Source organism: Pseudomonas sp. ADAK13 (assembly GCF_012935715.1).
In the GTDB taxonomy this organism is placed as follows: Bacteria; Pseudomonadota; Gammaproteobacteria; order Pseudomonadales; family Pseudomonadaceae; genus Aquipseudomonas.
Genome location: NZ_CP052860.1, coordinates 3,864,740 through 3,882,201, shown reverse-complemented (window position 1 = coordinate 3,882,201; position 17,462 = coordinate 3,864,740). Strand labels below are relative to the sequence as shown.

At 60.8% G+C, this 17,462-nt stretch carries 14 protein-coding genes; 5 read left to right on the top strand and 9 right to left on the bottom strand.

The window, feature by feature from the left end; genetic code table 11:
• Positions 1-6: 6 nt before the first annotated feature.
• From relA to HKK54_RS17950, 5 genes are all read right to left on the bottom strand, one after another.
• Positions 7-2,250, bottom strand: a complete 2,244-nt coding sequence (gene relA / locus HKK54_RS17970) for a GTP diphosphokinase (protein ID WP_010176475.1) — start codon at positions 2,248-2,250, stop codon at positions 7-9.
• A gap of 136 nt (positions 2,251-2,386) precedes the next feature.
• Entirely contained in the window at positions 2,387-3,739 is a 1,353-nt protein-coding gene (gene rlmD, locus HKK54_RS17965) for a 23S rRNA (uracil(1939)-C(5))-methyltransferase RlmD (protein WP_010176476.1), read from the bottom strand.
• Complete coding sequence (gene cysM, locus HKK54_RS17960; RefSeq protein WP_029616143.1) at positions 3,739-4,641, bottom strand: cysteine synthase CysM; 903 nt, start codon at positions 4,639-4,641, stop codon at positions 3,739-3,741. Before cysM ends, rlmD begins: the two co-directional genes overlap by 1 nt.
• 100 nt (positions 4,642-4,741) lie before the next feature.
• On the bottom strand, positions 4,742-5,338 hold the full coding sequence (locus HKK54_RS17955; protein WP_169387372.1) for a tRNA-uridine aminocarboxypropyltransferase: 597 nt from the start codon (positions 5,336-5,338) through the stop codon (positions 4,742-4,744).
• Positions 5,339-5,344: 6 nt separating this feature from the next.
• Positions 5,345-6,238: a LysR family transcriptional regulator gene (locus HKK54_RS17950; protein ID WP_003210734.1), complete on the bottom strand. Its 894-nt coding sequence runs from the start codon at positions 6,236-6,238 to the stop codon at positions 5,345-5,347.
• Between the two features lie 240 nt (positions 6,239-6,478).
• Here HKK54_RS17950 and speB point away from each other — a divergent pair, with 240 nt between their 5' ends.
• From speB to HKK54_RS17930, 4 genes are all read left to right on the top strand, one after another.
• Entirely contained in the window at positions 6,479-7,429 is a 951-nt protein-coding gene (gene speB, locus HKK54_RS17945) for an agmatinase (protein WP_003210733.1), read from the top strand.
• Positions 7,429-7,854 (top strand): YybH family protein, encoded by a 426-nt coding sequence (locus HKK54_RS17940; RefSeq protein WP_169387371.1) that lies wholly within the window; start codon positions 7,429-7,431, stop codon positions 7,852-7,854. The genes speB and HKK54_RS17940 overlap by 1 nt, the downstream gene beginning before the upstream one ends.
• 21 nt (positions 7,855-7,875) lie before the next feature.
• Positions 7,876-9,381, top strand: coding sequence for a purine-cytosine permease family protein (locus HKK54_RS17935; RefSeq protein ID WP_169387370.1), 1,506 nt, complete (start codon positions 7,876-7,878; stop codon positions 9,379-9,381).
• A gap of 111 nt (positions 9,382-9,492) precedes the next feature.
• Positions 9,493-10,875, top strand: coding sequence for a sodium:solute symporter (locus tag HKK54_RS17930; protein ID WP_169387369.1), 1,383 nt, complete (start codon positions 9,493-9,495; stop codon positions 10,873-10,875).
• Positions 10,876-10,937: 62 nt separating this feature from the next.
• Here the strand turns inward: HKK54_RS17930 and HKK54_RS17925 are convergent, their stop codons facing one another.
• The 3 genes from HKK54_RS17925 to ptrR form a co-directional block, all read right to left on the bottom strand.
• Positions 10,938-13,037: an FAD-dependent oxidoreductase gene (locus HKK54_RS17925; RefSeq protein WP_169387368.1), complete on the bottom strand. Its 2,100-nt coding sequence runs from the start codon at positions 13,035-13,037 to the stop codon at positions 10,938-10,940.
• Between the two features lie 439 nt (positions 13,038-13,476).
• Positions 13,477-13,599 carry a PA1414 family protein gene (locus HKK54_RS33795; protein WP_003210728.1) on the bottom strand — a complete coding sequence of 41 codons (123 nt, stop codon included), beginning with the start codon at positions 13,597-13,599 and terminating at the stop codon, positions 13,477-13,479.
• Between the two features lie 137 nt (positions 13,600-13,736).
• Complete coding sequence (gene ptrR / locus HKK54_RS17920; RefSeq protein WP_010176483.1) at positions 13,737-14,630, bottom strand: putrescine utilization regulator PtrR; 894 nt, start codon at positions 14,628-14,630, stop codon at positions 13,737-13,739.
• A 104-nt stretch (positions 14,631-14,734) separates the two neighbouring features.
• Between ptrR and HKK54_RS17915 the strand changes: the two genes are divergently transcribed.
• A complete protein-coding gene (locus HKK54_RS17915) occupies positions 14,735-15,943 on the top strand; it encodes an MFS transporter (RefSeq protein ID WP_169387367.1) in 1,209 nt (402 codons plus the stop codon).
• Here the strand turns inward: HKK54_RS17915 and HKK54_RS17910 are convergent.
• Entirely contained in the window at positions 15,855-17,297 is a 1,443-nt protein-coding gene (locus tag HKK54_RS17910) for an NCS1 family nucleobase:cation symporter-1 (protein WP_169387366.1), read from the bottom strand. The two genes, HKK54_RS17915 and HKK54_RS17910, sit on opposite strands and share 89 nt — an antisense overlap.
• Positions 17,298-17,462: the final 165 nt, after the last annotated feature.

The window sequence follows — 17,462 nt, the reverse complement described above, 5'->3', positions numbered from 1 at the left end:
GGCTACTCATGGTGTCCGGTTGCGCCGGGTCTCAATGATGTTCGGCAACTGGGAAATACGCCCCAGCAACCGACCCAACGCGTCCAGCCCCGGAATCTCGATGGTCAGGGACATCAACGCCGTGTTGTCCTCTTTATTCGAGCGGGTATTGACTGCCAGCACGTTGATCCGCTCGTTGAGCAGCACTTGCGATACGTCACGCAACAGCCCCGAACGGTCGTAGGCACGGATGACGATGTCCACCGGATAGGTCAACACCGGCACCGGGCCCCAGCTGACCTGGATGATCCGCTCCGGTTCGCGCCCGCCCAGCTGCAACACCGAGGCACAGTCCTGGCGGTGAATGCTCACCCCGCGGCCCTGGGTGATGTAGCCGACGATGGCGTCGCCCGGCAATGGCTGGCAGCAGCCGGCCATTTGCGTCATCAGGTTGCCGACGCCCTGGATCTGGATATCGCCACGCTTGCCCGGCTTGTAGCCCGTGGCCTTGCGCGGGATCAGTTCCAGTTGCTCGCTGCCGCGCTCCGGCTCAACCAGTTGCTGGGCCAGATTAACCAACTGCGCCAGGCGCAGATCGCCGGCACCGAGGGCGGCGAACATGTCTTCGGCGATCTTCATGTTGGCCTTTTCGGCCAGCTTGTCGAAGTCCACCTGCGGCAGGCCAAGGCGCGCCAATTCGCGTTCGAGCAAGGTCTTGCCGGCGGCGACGTTCTGGTCGCGCGCCTGCAACTTGAACCAGTGGACGATCTTCGCCCGGGCCCGGGACGTGGTGATGTAGCCCAGGTTCGGGTTCAACCAGTCGCGGCTCGGCGTACCGTGCTTGCTGGTGATAATCTCGACCTGCTCACCGGTCTGCAGGCTGTAGTTGAGCGGTACGATGCGCCCGTTGATCTTCGCGCCACGGCAGTTGTGGCCGATCTCGGTGTGCACGCGGTAGGCAAAATCCAGCGGCGTGGCGCCCTTGGGCAAGTCGATCGCGTGGCCGTCGGGGGTGAAGATGTAGACCCGGTCGGGTTCGATATCCACCCGCAACTGATCGGCCAAACCGCCGATGTCGCCCAGCTCTTCGTGCCATTCCAGCACCTGGCGCAACCAGGAGATTTTCTCCTCGTACTGGTTGGACCCGGCCTTGACGTCGGTGCCCTTGTAGCGCCAGTGGGCGCATACGCCCAGCTCCGCTTCCTCGTGCATCGCGTGGGTGCGGATCTGCACTTCCAGCACCTTGCCCTCGGGGCCGATCACCGCCGTGTGCAACGAGCGGTAACCGTTTTCCTTGGGGTTGGCGATGTAGTCGTCGAATTCCTTGGGGATGTGGCGCCACAGCGTGTGGACGATACCCAGCGCGGTGTAGCAGTCGCGCATTTCCGGCACCAGCACGCGCACGGCGCGCACGTCGTAGATCTGGCTGAAGGCCAGGCCCTTGCGCTGCATTTTGCGCCAGATGGAATAGATGTGCTTGGCCCGGCCACTGATGTCGGCTTCAACCCCGGTGGCCTGCAATTCCGTGCGCAATTGGCTCATCACGTCGGCGATGAAACGCTCACGGTCCAGCCGCCGCTCATGGAGCAGCGTGGCAATCTGCTTGTACTGATCGGGTTCGAGGTACCGGAAGGACAAGTCCTCCAGCTCCCACTTGATATGGCCGATACCCAGGCGGTGGGCCAGCGGCGCGTAGATGTCGAACACCTCGCGGGCGACGCGGTTGCGCTTTTCGTCGTCGGCGGTCTTCACCGCACGAATCGCGCAGGTGCGCTCGGCCAGCTTGATCAGCGCGACGCGAACGTCGTCGACCATCGCCACCAGCATCTTGCGCAGGTTTTCCACCTGGCCCTGGGTGCCCAGCACCATGGACTGGCGGGGGCTGAGGCTGGCGCTGATGGCCGCCATGCGCAGCACGCCGTCGATCAGCTTGGCCACCACGGTGCCGAAACGCTGGCTGACGGTGGGCAGTTGAATATGCCCTTCGCGCACGCCGCGATACAGTACCGCTGCGATCAGTGAATCCTGATCGAGCTTGAGATCGGCGAGGATCTCGGCGATTTCCAACCCGGTGCGAAAGCTTGAAGTGCCTTCGGCCCACAGGTTCTTGGCCGCATTGTCTTGCTGCTCAGACTCACGAGCGAACTCGCAGGCTGCTTTCAAGGCTTCACGGTCCAGTGCCGGGTCGACACTGATGGCATGATCCAGCCATGCCTCGAGATTGATACTGCCGTCGGTGTTGATCGGCTGGTGTGCTCTCACCTGTACCATCTTGCTTACCTTCCCTACGACGCACCTTTTAGTGCGTCAAAATCATCGCTGACCTGCTTTACAAAAAAAGCTTATGCACGCTCCCTGGCAGGTCACAGGCCCAGGAGATGCAGGCCAGTCGGATTAAACGGGCATCCTAGCCCGCTTCAAATAACGCCATGGCCTCGACATGGGCCGTCTGGGGAAACATGTCGAGGATCCCGGCACGTTTTAGCCGGTAGCCTTGCTTGACCAACTCGACCGTGTCCCGCGCCAGCGTTGCCGGATTGCAGGACACATACACCAGGCGATCAGCCCCCAGAGTGGCGAGCTTGCGCACAACCTCCAGGGCACCATCGCGGGGTGGGTCCAAGAGTACCGCAGAAAAGCCCTCTTTGGCCCATTCCGCGTCGGTCAAAGGCTGGGACAAATCGGCCTGAAAAAACTGCGCATTATGCAAATTATTGCTGACGGCATTCTGTGCCGCCCGGTCCACCATGGCTTGCACACCTTCCACCGCGACCACTTCCCGCACCTGACGGGCCAGCGGCAAGGCGAAGTTGCCCAAGCCACAAAACAAATCCAGCACCCGCTCGTCGGGCTTTGGCGCCAGCCATTCCAGGGCCTGGGCAACCATCGCCTCGTTGACCCCGGCGTTGACCTGCACGAAGTCTCCCGGGCGGTACGCCAACTGCAAATCCCACTGTTCCAGACGATAGCCCAGGGCCTGGTCCGGTTCGAAGGGTTGCGGCTGGCCCTCGCCATGCAGCCACAGCTGGGCTTCATGGAAGGTACAAAATTCCTGCAGGATCGTCAGGTCCGCTTCGGACAAGGGCGCCATGTGTCGCAACAACACGGCAATCGACGACCCGCTGAACAACTCCACATGCCCCAGCGCCTGAGGCTTGCTCAAGCGCCGAAGCATGTTCGGCAAACGCTGCATGATCGGCTGCAAGGCCTGTACCAGCACAGGGCAATCATCGATCCCGACGATGTCCTGGCTGGCCACGGCGCGAAAACCCACCTCGAGTTTCTTCGCCTTGGCATCCCAGCGCACGGCCACGCGGGCGCGACGGCGATAGCCGAATTCCGGCCCGCTCAACGGCGCGGCCCACTCCTGGGGTTCGACACCTGCCACACGGGATAATTGCTCGGCGAGCATGCGCTGTTTCAGGGCGAGCTGTTCGTCATGGGGCAAGTGTTGCAGGCTGCAACCGCCACAGCGGCCGGCGTGCACACAGGGTGCCGGGCGGCGCAGTTCACTGGCGGTAAATACGCGTTCGGTGCGTGCCTCGACCACTTTGCCATGGGCGCCCAGCACCCGCGCCTCAACCTCTTCGCCGGCCAGGGCACCCACTACAAACCAGGTGCGGCCTTCAAAGAACACAATGCCGCGGCCGTCGTTGGCCAGGCGCTCGATGGTCAGGCGTTGCTTCTTGCCTACAGGAATCTGTGGGGCCCGGCTGCCGCCCGTCGGTTGGAAGCGTAGGCCTCTCTCGTGCTTGGCCATCAGTTGGGCGCGTCGAAAATGCCGGTCGACAAGTAACGGTCGCCACGGTCACAGATGATCGCGACGATCACTGCGTTTTCCAACTCCTGGGACAAGCGCAACATCCCGGCAACGGCGCCACCGGACGACACGCCACAGAAGATGCCTTCTTCACGGGCCAACCGGCGGGTGGTGTCTTCGGCTTCACGCTGGGCCATGTCGATGATGCGATCGACGCGGGCCGAGTTATAAATTTTCGGCAAGTACTCTTCGGGCCAACGACGGATCCCCGGGATCGCCGCGCCTTCCATCGGTTGCAGGCCGACGATCTGGATCTCGGGGTTCTGCTCCTTGAGGTAGCGCGAATTGCCCATGATGGTGCCGGTGGTGCCCATCGAACTCACGAAGTGAGTGATGGTGCCCTGGGTCTGGCGCCAGATTTCCGGGCCGGTGGTGGTGTAGTGCGCCTCGGGGTTGTCGCCGTTGGCGAACTGGTCCAGCACCAGGCCACGGCCTTCGGCGGCCATGCGCTCGGCGAGGTCGCGGGCGCCTTCCATGCCTTCTTCCTGGGTGACCAGGATCAACTCGGCGCCATAGGCCGTCATCGCCGCCTTGCGCTCGGCGCTGCCGTTGTCGGGCATGATCAGAATCATCCGGTAGCCCTTGATGGCGGCGGCCATGGCCAGGGCAATCCCGGTGTTACCGGAGGTGGCTTCGATCAGGGTGTCGCCGGGCTTGATCTGCCCACGCAGCTCGGCGCGGGTGATCATCGACAGCGCCGGGCGGTCCTTGACCGAGCCGGCCGGGTTGTTCCCTTCGAGCTTGAGCAACAAGGTATTGCTGGTGTTGCCCGGCAGGCGCTGCAAGCGGACCAGCGGGGTGTTGCCGACGCAATCGGCGATGGTGGGGTACTGCAAGGTCATGGCGTATTCGCAATCCAGACTGCGGGGGCGACTATCATACCGGGAAAGACTGGCGGGCCATATCACGCAAAGTGTGGTGCTTATCGCTTAATAGAATAAGTCAGGCCGGGCCGTGGTTTCTCTGGAACACTTCGTCGCCCATCGCGGCAATTTGCCCTTCGATCAACGCCTCGAATGGTTTCAACAGCGGCTCAAATGAAGTGGGCGCTTCAAGCACCTGCAATGCCTGCACGATGGCTTCCACCGTCGACAAAGCCCCGGGCCCCGGCGCCTTGCGCAGTCGATACCGGGACACGGCACCTTCTGCCAGCGTCACCCGAGGCAACGCCGCCAACAAGGGATTGAGGTGCAGCAGCTTGCGCGCCTTGCGCCAGGTCCCGTCCGGCACTACCAGCAGCAACGGTTCGTCGGATGGCGTGTAGGCCTGCAGCGGTTGCGCGTCCTCGGCAGGGAATAACAGCCGCGCCTGATAACCCGGCGGATTCAACAGCGCCTGCAAATCCTCAAATACCTCTCCCACTATTAACTGCGCATTCACCAGTCCGAGGGCCGCCAAGCGCGCGGTGTTCAATGCATGATTGACCTCACTCGGATGCTGCAACAGCAACACGCGGGTGCGGCTCTCCAGGCTCGGGATCAGCGCGCACAGGCAATGGGTGGTGGGCCGCAGGCAGCGGGAACATTGGGGTCTGGACATGGGTTTTCAGGCCTGGTTGAGCTGGGCTTTGAGTAAATCGCGGAACGTCTGGATCAACGGCTCGCGGCTGCGGCCCCGACGCATGATCATCGAGAACGGCGCCTGGTAACCAAAGGTCGCCGGCAGCAGCACCCGCAAGTCGCCCTTGTCGGCCCAGGCCTGGGCGTAGTGCTCCGGCAAGTAGCCGATGTAGGCGCCGGACAGCACCAGGATCAACTGCGCCTCCATACTTTCTACCGTGGCGGCGCTGTGCTTGAAGCCGTGGCGCGCCAGTTCGGCCTGGCTCCAGTAGCCGCGGCCGACCATGCGCTGCTGGGTGATGACTTGTTCAGGGATACGCCGCTCGTTGAACAACGGGTGGCGGGTGCTGCAATACAGCCAGTGCTGTTCGCGGTAGAGCGGCATATAGATCAGCCCGCTCATCCGGTTGGAGAAGGCGCCGATGGCCAGGTCCAGGCGATTGTCCTGTACCCCAAGCTGCAATTCGTAGGGGCTCATCACCGACAGATGCAAATGCACCGCCGGGTGCTCCTGGCTGTAGGCGCCGATGACTTCGGCAAACGGCAAAGCCTTGTCGCTGACGGTGGAGTCGAGCACGCCGAGCTTCAGGGTGCCGCGCAACTCACCTTTGAGTGCGGCGGCATATTGCTCGAAGCCTTCCAGCTCGCCCAACAGACGCAGGGTTTCCTGATGGAACAGCTCGCCCTTGCTGGTCAGGCTGAACCCGCCCCGGCCGCGATGGCACAGCACCAGGCCCAACGCGGCTTCGAGCTGGCTCATGTAGGTGCTGATGGCCGAGGTCGACAGGTTGAGTTCGTGCTGGGCGTTGGCGAAACCCTGGTGCCGCACGACGCTGACGAAGATGCGCAGGAGTTTCAGGTCGGGCAAGGCGTTGGCCATAAGATCTCCAAATAACACAAAACCTGCAGGAGCTGGCTTGCCAGCGATGGAATCCACTCGGTGCGCCTGTTACACCGAGGCGCCTGCATCGCTGGCAAGCCAGCTCCTACAGTTGCAGCCGAGTTTACCTCAGCCATTAGTTTAGAAAAATCTGAACTAAGTATTTGCCCCTGCCGATTCTTCCCCTCCCGTGCATTTCGCAGAATCGGCTTCTAATAAACAAAACGATGAGGCAATCCCGTGGACAAGATTTTCCACCAACCACTGGGCGGCAACGAAATGCCGCGCTTCGCCGGCATCGCCACCATGATGCGTCTTCCCCATTTGCAATCGGCCAAGGGCCTGGATGCCGCCTTCGTCGGCGTGCCCCTGGACATCGGCACCTCCCTGCGTGCCGGCACCCGTTTCGGGCCTCGGGAAATCCGCGCCGAATCGGTGATGATCCGCCCTTACAACATGGCTACCGGTGCTGCACCGTTTGACTCGCTGTCGGTTGCCGACATCGGCGACGTGGCGATCAACACCTTCAACCTGCTGGACGCCGTGCGCATCATCGAAGAAGCCTACGACGAGATCCTCGAACACAACGTAATCCCGATGACCCTGGGCGGTGACCACACCATCACCCTGCCGATCCTGCGGGCGATCCACAAGAAACACGGCAAGGTCGGGCTGGTGCACATTGATGCCCACGCTGACGTCAACGACCATATGTTCGGCGAGAAAATCGCCCACGGCACCACCTTCCGCCGCGCGGTGGAAGAAGGCCTGCTGGATTGCGACCGCGTTGTTCAAATCGGCCTGCGCGCCCAGGGCTATACCGCCGAAGACTTCAACTGGAGCCGCAAGCAGGGTTTCCGTGTGGTCCAGGCCGAAGAATGCTGGCACCACTCGCTGGCACCCTTGATGGCCGAAGTGCGCGAGAAAGTCGGCGGCGGTCCGGTGTACCTGAGCTTCGACATCGACGGCATCGACCCGGCCTGGGCACCTGGCACCGGCACCCCGGAAATCGGTGGCTTGACCACGATCCAGGCGATTGAAATCATCCGCGGCTGCCAAGGCCTGGATTTGATTGGTTGCGATCTGGTAGAAGTTTCGCCGCCGTACGACACCACCGGCAACACCTCGCTGCTGGGCGCCAACCTGCTGTACGAAATGCTCTGCGTACTGCCTGGCGTGGCGCACCGCTGATGAGCGACCAGGCCGAGGTGTTAAAAGCCGCGGCCGACCTGGTGTCGGCCTTCGCCCGCAATGACCGCGAGGCTTACTTCGGTGCGTTCAGCGCCGACGCCAGCTTCGTGTTCTACACCCTCCCCCAGCCGCTGCTGAGTCGCGACGCCTACCAGGTGTTGTGGGACAGCTGGCGCCGGGACGAGGGATTTGAGGTGCTGTCCTGCACCTCAAGCAACGCATTCGTCAGCCTGCAAGGTGACATCGCGGTATTTGTGCATGACGTGGCCACCGAGCTGCGCATGAACGGGGAGCAATTCTTTAGCCAGGAACGCGAGACCATTGTCTTCAAACGGCAAGGTGATCGCACACAACAAAAAGAAGGCCTGTGGCTGGCCTGTCACGAACATTTGTCCGCTATGCCGGAAGGGCTGCCGCCCCCTTAGCCAATGTGATCGGAGCTGATCATGAATAATAAAAACAACGAAAATAGTATTCGCAACATAGAAACCAACGGCGTCGAACAGATCCCGGACCACGAACGTACCGCCGGGCCGAAGGATTTGTTTCGCCTGATTTTCGGCGGTGCCAATACCTTCGCCACCGCCGTGCTGGGGAGCTTTCCAGTGCTGTTTGGCTTGTCGTTCCAGGCCGGCGTCTGGGCGATTGTGCTGGGCGTGCTGGTGGGTGCGGTGATCCTCGCGCCCATGGGCCTGTTCGGGCCGCTCAATGGCACCAATAACGCGGTGTCTTCCGGTGCGCATTTTGGTGTGCACGGGCGGATTGTCGGCTCGTTCCTGTCGCTGCTGACCGCGATCGCGTTCTTCTCACTGTCGGTGTGGAGTTCAGGCGATGCGCTGGTGGGCGGTGCGAAACGGCTGGTGGGCTTGCCGGAAACCGACCTGACCCTGGGCCTGGCCTACGGCGTGTTCGCCATTCTGGTGCTGACGGTGTGCATCTACGGCTTTCGCTTCATGCTGTGGGTCAACCGTATCGCGGTGTGGGCGGCCAGCCTGCTGTTCCTGCTGGGCATCTTCGCCTTCGCGCCCGCTTTCGACAGCCACTTCGCCGGCACCGTCGCCCTCGGCCAGACCGGCTTCTGGGCCGCGTTTATCGGTGCGGCACTGGTGGCCATGAGCAACCCGATTTCCTTCGGCGCGTTCCTCGGCGACTGGTCGCGCTACATCCCGCGGGAAACCTCGAAGATGCGGATCATGCTGGCGGTGGTGTTCGCGCAGATCGCTACCCTGATCCCGTTCCTGTTCGGCCTGGCCACCGCGACCATCGTGGCGATCAAGGCACCGGACTACATCGCCTCCAACAACTATGTCGGCGGCCTGCTGGCCGTGGCGCCGAGCTGGTTCTTCCTGCCGGTGTGCCTGATCGCGGTGATCGGCGGCATGTCCACCGGCACCACCTCGCTGTATGGCACCGGGCTGGACATGTCCAGCGTGTTCCCAAGGCTGCTGTCGCGGGTCAAGGCAACGCTGCTGATCGGGGTGATGTCGATTGCCTTCATCTTTATCGGACGTTTCGCCGCCAACCTGGTGCAGAGCGTGTCGACCTTCGCCGTGCTGATCATCACCTGCACCACGCCGTGGATGGTGATGATGATCATCGGCCTGATCGTGCGCCGGGGTTACTACTGCCCGGACGACCTGCAAGTGTTCACGCGTGGTGAAACCGGCGGGCGCTACTGGTTCAGCCACGGCTGGAACTGGCGCGGCCTGGGGGCCTGGATCCCGAGTGCGCTGGTGGGCCTGTGCTTCGTCAACCTGCCGGGGCAGTTTGTCGGGCCGCTGGGCAACCTCGCCGATGGCATCGACATCAGCTTGCCGGTCACCCTGGGCCTGGCCTCGCTGGTGTACCTGACGCTGCTTCGCGTGTTCCCGGAACCGGCTTCCGTCTACGGGCCGACTGTGGCGAGGGAGCTTGCTCCCGTTCGACTGCGCAACAGTCGCGAGGCCGCCTGATGAATGGCGTGAAATGGATTGGGGCTGCTGCGCAGCCCAGCGGGAGCAAGCTCCCTCGCCACACAGCCCCCTTTAGCCCCACATAAAAAAGATAATCGGAGACTCGCCGTCATGGCTTTAGATCTATTCGTCGTCCTCATCTACGCCGCCGGCATGCTGGTGCTCGGCTACTACGGCATGCGCCGGGCCAAGACCCATGAAGACTACCTGGTGGCCGGCCGCAACCTGGGCCCGACGCTGTACATGGGCACCATGGCGGCCACCGTGCTGGGCGGTGCATCCACCGTCGGCACCGTGCGCCTGGGTTATGTGCATGGCATTTCCGGTTTCTGGCTGTGCGCCGCCCTGGGTGCGGGGATCATTGCGCTGAACCTGTTCCTGGCCAAGCCGCTGCTGAAACTGAAAATCTTCACCGTGACCCAGGTCCTGGAAAAGCGCTACAACCCCATGGCCCGCCAGGCCAGTGCGGTGATCATGCTGGCTTACGCGCTGATGATCGGCGTGACCTCGATCCTCGCCATCGGCACCGTACTGCAAGTGCTGTTCGGCCTGCCGTTCTGGATCTCGGTGCTGCTGGGCGGTGGCGTGGTGGTGGTGTACTCGACCATCGGCGGCATGTGGTCGCTGACCCTGACTGACATCGTGCAGTTCGTGATCAAGACCGTCGGCCTGATGTTTATCCTGCTGCCAATCTGCCTGTACCGCGTCGGCGGCTGGGATGAATTGGTGGCGAAGCTGCCCGCGTCGAATTTCAGCTTCACCGAAATTGGCTGGGACACCATCATCACCTACTTCATGATCTACTTCTTCGGCATCCTGATCGGCCAGGACATCTGGCAACGGGTGTTCACCGCCCGTGACGAAAAGGTCGCCAAGTACGCAGGCACTTTCGCCGGTTTCTACTGCATCCTCTACGGCCTGGCCTGTGCGCTGATCGGCATGGCCGCCCACGTACTGATCCCGGACCTGGACAACGTCAACAATGCGTTTGCCGCCATCGTCAAAGTCTCGCTGCCGGACGGTATCCGTGGCCTGGTGATTGCTGCTGCACTGGCCGCAATGATGTCCACCGCCAGCGCCGGCTTGCTTGCCGCGTCCACCGTATTGACCGAAGACCTGCTGCCGCGCCTGCGGGGCGGTAAACAGTCGAGCCTGAAGATCAACCGTCTGTTTACCCTGCTGACGGGGATTGCCGTACTCGGTATCGCGCTGGTGGTGAACGATGTGATCAGCGCACTGACCCTCGCTTACAACCTGCTGGTGGGCGGCATGCTGATCCCGCTGATCGGGGCGATTTTCTGGAAGCGCGCGACGACTTCCGGGGCGATTACCTCCATGACCCTGGGCTTTGTGACGGCGCTGGTGTTCATGATCAAGGACGGTTTGGACGCCAATACCCCGATCTATTACAGCCTGGGCGTGGGCCTGGTGAGTTTTGTGGTGGTGAGCTTGCTGTCCCGTCGTCCGGAGGCTGTTGCGGCTCGGGCGATCTGAACGAATAGTTGAAAGCAGCTTTCTTCAGCGGGTGCGACGTCGGATGTCGCACCCGTTTTTTTTCATTCCCACATTACCGAAACCGCCGGCGCCCTTGCCTGAATGACTTCCTGAACCAAAGAAGCCCATACCAATCCCTGGGTTGTACCCCCGGCATAAGTTGCCCCTGCGACAATTCGGTTGTATGCGGACCAATAAACGATTGAAAGTCCATCTGCGGTGCCGGGCCGGGCACATTCAATAACCTGCAAGTTGCCACTTTCGATCGCGCTGCGGTAGGACGCTGGAAAGTGCCGAGCCACAGCCGTCAGGCACGCCGCCAGTACCTCCTCCTTATGTTCCTGCATCGAATCGGGCGGAACCCGACCACCGGAGACAAGAATAAAGTCTCCGTCCAAGCGGCAATTCATGACGCCGATGGGCAGGTCGTACTGCAGCTTGAGTCCGCGCATTTCGACACCCTCATTCCCCACCGCATGCAGTTTGAAAAACCAGCCAACGATCGCGAACACCTCGGGTTCCTCTACCCCCATGGCCGTGACGACGAAGTGTTCTCTGCTCAGGTCAGCAATCTGGACCGGACTCAAATTCCGGGGCAGGAACTGAACCCCGGAGCGCTGCAAAAGCGCCACTAATTCATCCATTAGATGAGCAAACTCCAGATCGTAGCCCGACACCTCAATAGCCCGGCTGATCCCTGGAATTCCATAACTTGCCTGGAATTGCGGCTGGCTGATCTCTGCAAGCTCATTGCCCGGCTTGCCACTGGGCCACGGCCTGTTTTCGATATCGCACTGTTCGCGGATCGCGGCCTCTACGCCACTGGCGTCGTCCGCGTACGCTCGTACAATCCGCGACCGCGCGAATGGTGCGAGGGACGGGTTGTCGGCGAGGAGCTTTTCAAACAACTCAATGCCTGCACGATTGCACTCAACGGCCAGATACTGATTTCCGGGCGTCAGATAACCATTGCATAGCGGCTTTGCCGTCGTCTCCGTTGCTGACAGATGGCGCATGTTCACCCTGTTATGGCTGGCGCCGTCGCGCGCCTGCGTTCCTCCGTAAACGATGACTTGATAATTCGCCAGGCGGGACATCACGGCCTGGAGCAGGCCGTTGATACCCCTGCCGATGATCGACACGCGCGGTGCACCGGCATGTGCCTGCTGAGTGGGGATCATCAATGAATGTGCAAGTTTGCGCCTGACAAGGCTGCGCAAGGCTACCAGGCTCAGTTGAACAGAGACGGCATAGTCAAGGTCGCCATGGCAGGCTTCGGTGGTTGCCGCCTGTGTCGTAAGCGTTGCCGGTTTGCACCAGGTGTAGACACTACAGCCGAGTGCTTCTGTACGCCTGCGAAAAGCGTGCAGTGTCCTGGGACCGTAGTCCAATACCAGTTGGATACCTTCTGCCGTAGCCAGGGCCTGCAAAGCATCATCGCTGAAGACATCCGGCTTGGCGACACAGACCAGGCGAGCTTGCCTGTGCATACATTGAATAAGAGCCCGATCAATACGATGAGTAGACTCATCATTCAGGGACAAGCATAAGGCGACTGCTTCGGCACCCTTCACTGCTTCGAGCAAGTCCACGACAAATGACACTTTAGTGTCGGAAAAGACTTTGCCGATAGCGTCCGATACTTGACCGGGCCGAACCAACACCTTAATCCGAACAGTCGGATTTCGATCAAGTAATAACTTGACGAGTTCTTTTCCAACATTGCCGTATCCCAGCACACAAATATCATCGGGGAGAGAGCCATCGGCCAGGGTCAGCCAATGTGCAATATAAGCGGCAACATGCGGCGAGTTGACCCCCGGCGTATGGATCACTTGAATGTTGTTAGAGGCGCACAGATCCAATCGAATCTTATCCAGGCTCGTCCCTCTGCGGACCAGACAGAGGTTTCCAAATGGGTGGGATACACGCCATTGGTCAATGACATCTGCATCAATAGGCTGGTCACCGACTATGATCGTTGATGGGCGCAACAGTCCGATCTGCATAAGCAGCGCTTGCTTGGTTAATGTCGGCGGGAAAAATACTACATTGCTGGGCGCGTCAGCCTTCCAGCCCCTGGACGCAGGGGCGATATGTAAAATATTTTCGGTGATGGCGATGAGTGACGCAGCGACTGGCGGGACGGAAGAAAGCATCATAGCTTTATCTCCAACAATTCTGACGTGCTCAAGGGGAGTTCAATAAAGTTGGGCTTCTGGAAATGCAAACGATACAAATCTTTTCCTAACGGAACTCAACCTACGCTTATCTTCAGAATTGAATAAGCCAGACACTTCTGACAAACAAGTAGTCCACTTCCGACACTTGAACGCCAACGCATGACTGACGTGCACAGATTCGGACTACTCAAGTATTTCCGCGAAATGATCAAATGGCTTTTTCGAAAACTTTCCTGACCAGCCTTTTTTTTGCAAGTGCACAAAACAAATATGGGAGCGGGCTTGCTCGCGAATACGCTGTGTCAGTCAGTGCAAAGTTCACTGATACACCGTATTCGCGAGCAAGCCCGCTCCCACATAAAATTTATGCCGCTTCAGACCACGCCCAAACACCGGGGGTTTGGGCGCTTTCCAGGACTTACCTGCGACGCGGGCGACGCTGCTCGTCATCGGTGCGAATTGGCACCGGTTGCAGCGGTGGCTCGATCAAGCCGAGTGCGACGCCGAGGTCGTGCAGCCAGTTTTGCAGTTTCTCTTTCATGGTGCCCCCTTGGGGTAATGCCGAGCGGCTGGAATTCTGTGGCCGCTTCCTACAGATAGTAGCCCTAAGTCCTACGTAATGCTTGAACGAAACCACAACGAACTATTACTGAATTGATCAAAATCCTGACGGATCGTTCAAGCAATCGCTCGGGTTAAGGGTTCCAGTGCCACCTTGCCCTCTTGCTGCAGGTCAATCCACGCATTGAGGTTAGCGCCGAGCATGCCCTTGCGCCACATCAACCAGGTGGTGGCGCTGGCAAAAGGCTCGGCCAGCGGATGAATGGACACACTGTCCTTGCCCGGCAGGCTGTCGAGCATCGATTCAGACATCAACGCCACCCCGGAACCGGCGATCACACAAGCCAGCATGCCCTGGTAGGACTCAATCTCGATGGCTCGGCCCATCGCCACACGGTCGTGGGAAAACCAGGCTTCCAGCCGCGCCCGGTAGGAACAACTGCGTCGGAACGTGAACACCGAGCGGCCGGCAACATCCTGCGGACCACGCACGGGCGGGTGGTCCGCCTCGCAGATCAGCAGCAGGCGCTCCTCGCACAGCGGCACGCCATCCAGGGTGGCCAGGGTCAACGGCCCGTCCACCAGCGCGGCGTCGAGGCGCCCGGTAATCAAGCCTTCCAGCAGCTCACCGCTGGGGGCCGATTGCACCTGCAGGTTCACCATCGGATACGCCTTGTGGTAGCGCGCCAACAGCTTGGGCAAGTGAATCGCCGCCGTGCTGTACATGCTGCCGAGCACAAAGTCACCGGCCGGTTGCCCGCCTTGCACCGCGCCATGGGCTTCGTCATGCAGGGCCAGCAGGCGTGCGCTGTAGTCCAACAACACTTTGCCTGCGGGAGAAAGCTGCAAGCGCTGGCGCTCGCGCACGAACAGTTCGACGCCCAGCTGTTCTTCCATCTGTTTAAGCCGGGTCGACAAGTTGGACGGCACGCGGTGCAAACGCTCGGCCGCACGGGTGATGGAGCCCTCCTCGGCCACCGCCTGGAAAATACGCAATTGACTAAACTCCATCACCGTTCTCCAAAACTGAACAAGTTACTCACTATTATTCATTTTTAAAGAAAGTCAATCCACTTTAGCCTGAGGGTCACTTGCTGCTCCCAGGAAAAACCACCATGTCACCGCTGATCCGCTTACTCGCCAGTTTTATCGCCTTGATGATGGCCATGGGCATTGGCCGCTTCGCGCTTACCCCGCAAATGCCGCATTTGCTCAGTGAGGGCCAGATCGACTTGACCGGCGCCGGCCTGATTGCGGCAGCCAACTACCTGGGTTACTTCGTCGGCGCGGTGGACTCGATATTTGCCCGCAGCCATCACCATGTACGCGGGCGCCTGTACGGCGGGCTGTGGTTATGTGTGCTGCTGACCCTGGCGTCGTACTGGGCCCATGGGTTCTGGCCGCATTTGTTGTTGCGCTTTGGTACCGGTGTGGCAAGCGCCTGGGCCTTGGTGATGATCACCAGCCTGAGCCAGCCACTGGCCATTGCGGCCGGGCGCCCACGCCTGGGGGCACTGGTATTTGCCGGGCCGGGGCTGGGAATTCTGTTGACCGGGTTACTGGCGCTGGGCTCCAACCTGCTGGGGCAAGACTCTGCAACCTTGTGGCTGGTGTATGGCGCAGTCGCGCTGGTCATGCTGCTGGCCATCCTGCCGTTCCTGCCCAAGCCTTCCGCCGCCAGCTCGCCCGTTGCCAGCCACACCGACGTGGTGAGCAACGGCAGCATCACCCACCTGTGCTGGATCTACGTGTTGTACGGTCTCGGCTACATCATCCCGGCGACATTCCTGTCACAGATGGCCAGCGCGCAATTCAACGGCGCATGGCAAGCGGACCTGTTCTGGCCCTGCTTTGGCCTGGCCGCCGCGATTGGCGTGGTGGTCGCGAGCCTGCGCCGCAAGGACCCGGACACCACCCGCCGCTGGCTGATGACAACCCTTTGGCTGCAAGCGGCCGGGGTGTTCGCCTGCCTGCTGGGCAACGGTTGGGGCCTGGGGCTGGGGGTGTTGCTGTGCGGCGGGCCATTCCTGGCGTGCATGCAGTTGGTGATGGCGCGCTTGCGTGAGGTCGCCCCCCATGGCTACCAGCGCAGCACCGGGTTGCTGACCGCCAGCTTTGCGATCGGCCAATTGAGCGGGCCGTTGCTGGCGTCGGTCAGCAGCCACCTCAGCGGTGGCCTGCAACCGGCGCTGGTGGTCGCTGGCGCCGGTCTGGTAGTGGCAGGATCGGTGCTGGTCAGCCGGCAACCATCGACGCAGGTGCGCGAACCCGTTCACGCCGCGCCAGCACCAGGAAAAACAGCCCACCCAGGAAGCAGCCGGTAAACCAGGCGAAGTTGGCCATGCCCTGCAAGGCCGGAGTGAAGGTGATCGCGACGCCCACCAGCGTCGCGGGCACCAGCGCCTTGACCGCCGTCCAGTTCACGCCGCCATCAAAGTAGTAGCGCCCGCTCGGGCTGTCGTCGAACAGCGCGTCGACGTCGATCTTCTGCTTCTTCACCAGGTAGTAATCCACCAACAGAATCCCGAACAGCGGCCCGATAAACGCCGCGAGGATGTCGAGGGTGTAGTGGATCATCAACGGATTGTTGAACAGGTTCCACGGGGTGATAAAGATCGAGGCCACCGCCGCAATCATCCCGCCGGCGCGCCAGCTGATTTTGCTCGGTGCCACGTTGGCAAAGTCAAAGGCCGGCGAGACAAAGTTGGCGACGATGTTGATGCCGATGGTCGCGGTAACAAAGGCGAACGCCCCCAGTAGTACGGCCATATCGTTGTCGATGCGCGAGACCGTGGCGATCGGGTCGTGGAGCATTTCGCCGAACACCGGCAAGGTGCCCGAGACAATCACCACGGTGACCAAGGAGAACGCCAGGAAATTTACCGGCAAGCCCCAGAAATTTCCGCGACGCACGTCCTTCATCGTCCGGCAGTAACGACTGAAATCACCGAAGTTCAGGGTCGGACCGGAAAAGTACGACACCACCAATGCCGTCGCCACGATGATTTGGCCAAAGGCTTGCCAGCCTGACAGGGACTTTTCCGCCAGGGTGAAGCTGATATTGGCCCAGCCCGCCTTCCACACGATCCAGCCTGCCAGGGCAAACATCACCGCATAGACAATGGGCCCCGCCCAGTCGATAAAACGACGGATGGACTCCATGCCGGCCCAGAAGACCAGCGCCTGGAGCGTCCACAGACTGAGGAAACCGAACCAGCCCAGGTACGACAGGCCGGCAAAATGTGGCTCTGCGTATACCGCCATCTGTGGGAAAAACCGCAGCACCACGATAATCAATGCGCTGGATGCCAGGTAAGTCTGAATCCCGTACCAGGCCACCGCGATCAAACCGCGAATCACCGCAGGAATATTCGCTCCGAACACCCCAAAGGCCAACCGGCAGATCACCGGGTACGGCACTGCCGCCTGCTGGCTCGGCTTGGCCACCAGATTGGCGATCAATTGCACAATGCAAATCCCGGCGAGCAAGGCGATCAGCACCTGCCAACTGGCCAGCCCCAGCGCAAACAGGCTGGCGGCGAACACGTAACCGCCAACGCTGTGCACGTCGCTCATCCAGAAGGCGAAGATGTTGTACCAGTTCCATTTTTGCGGCAGCGGCCCCAGGTCCTGGTTGTACAGGCGCGGGCTGTAGCCTTTGGGCAATTGTTCGGTCATCGCAGGGCTCCTCGTAAATACCGGCCTGCCACCCGCGACGGGAGTGCGTACGGGAGGCGGCATGGTTTGTATACGAGTTGATGAGCAGAATGCGTGCCAAAGAAATAAAATTCGGCACAATCCCTCTGGATCGAGGGTCTTCAGAGAATTATGCAAAGGCACAAA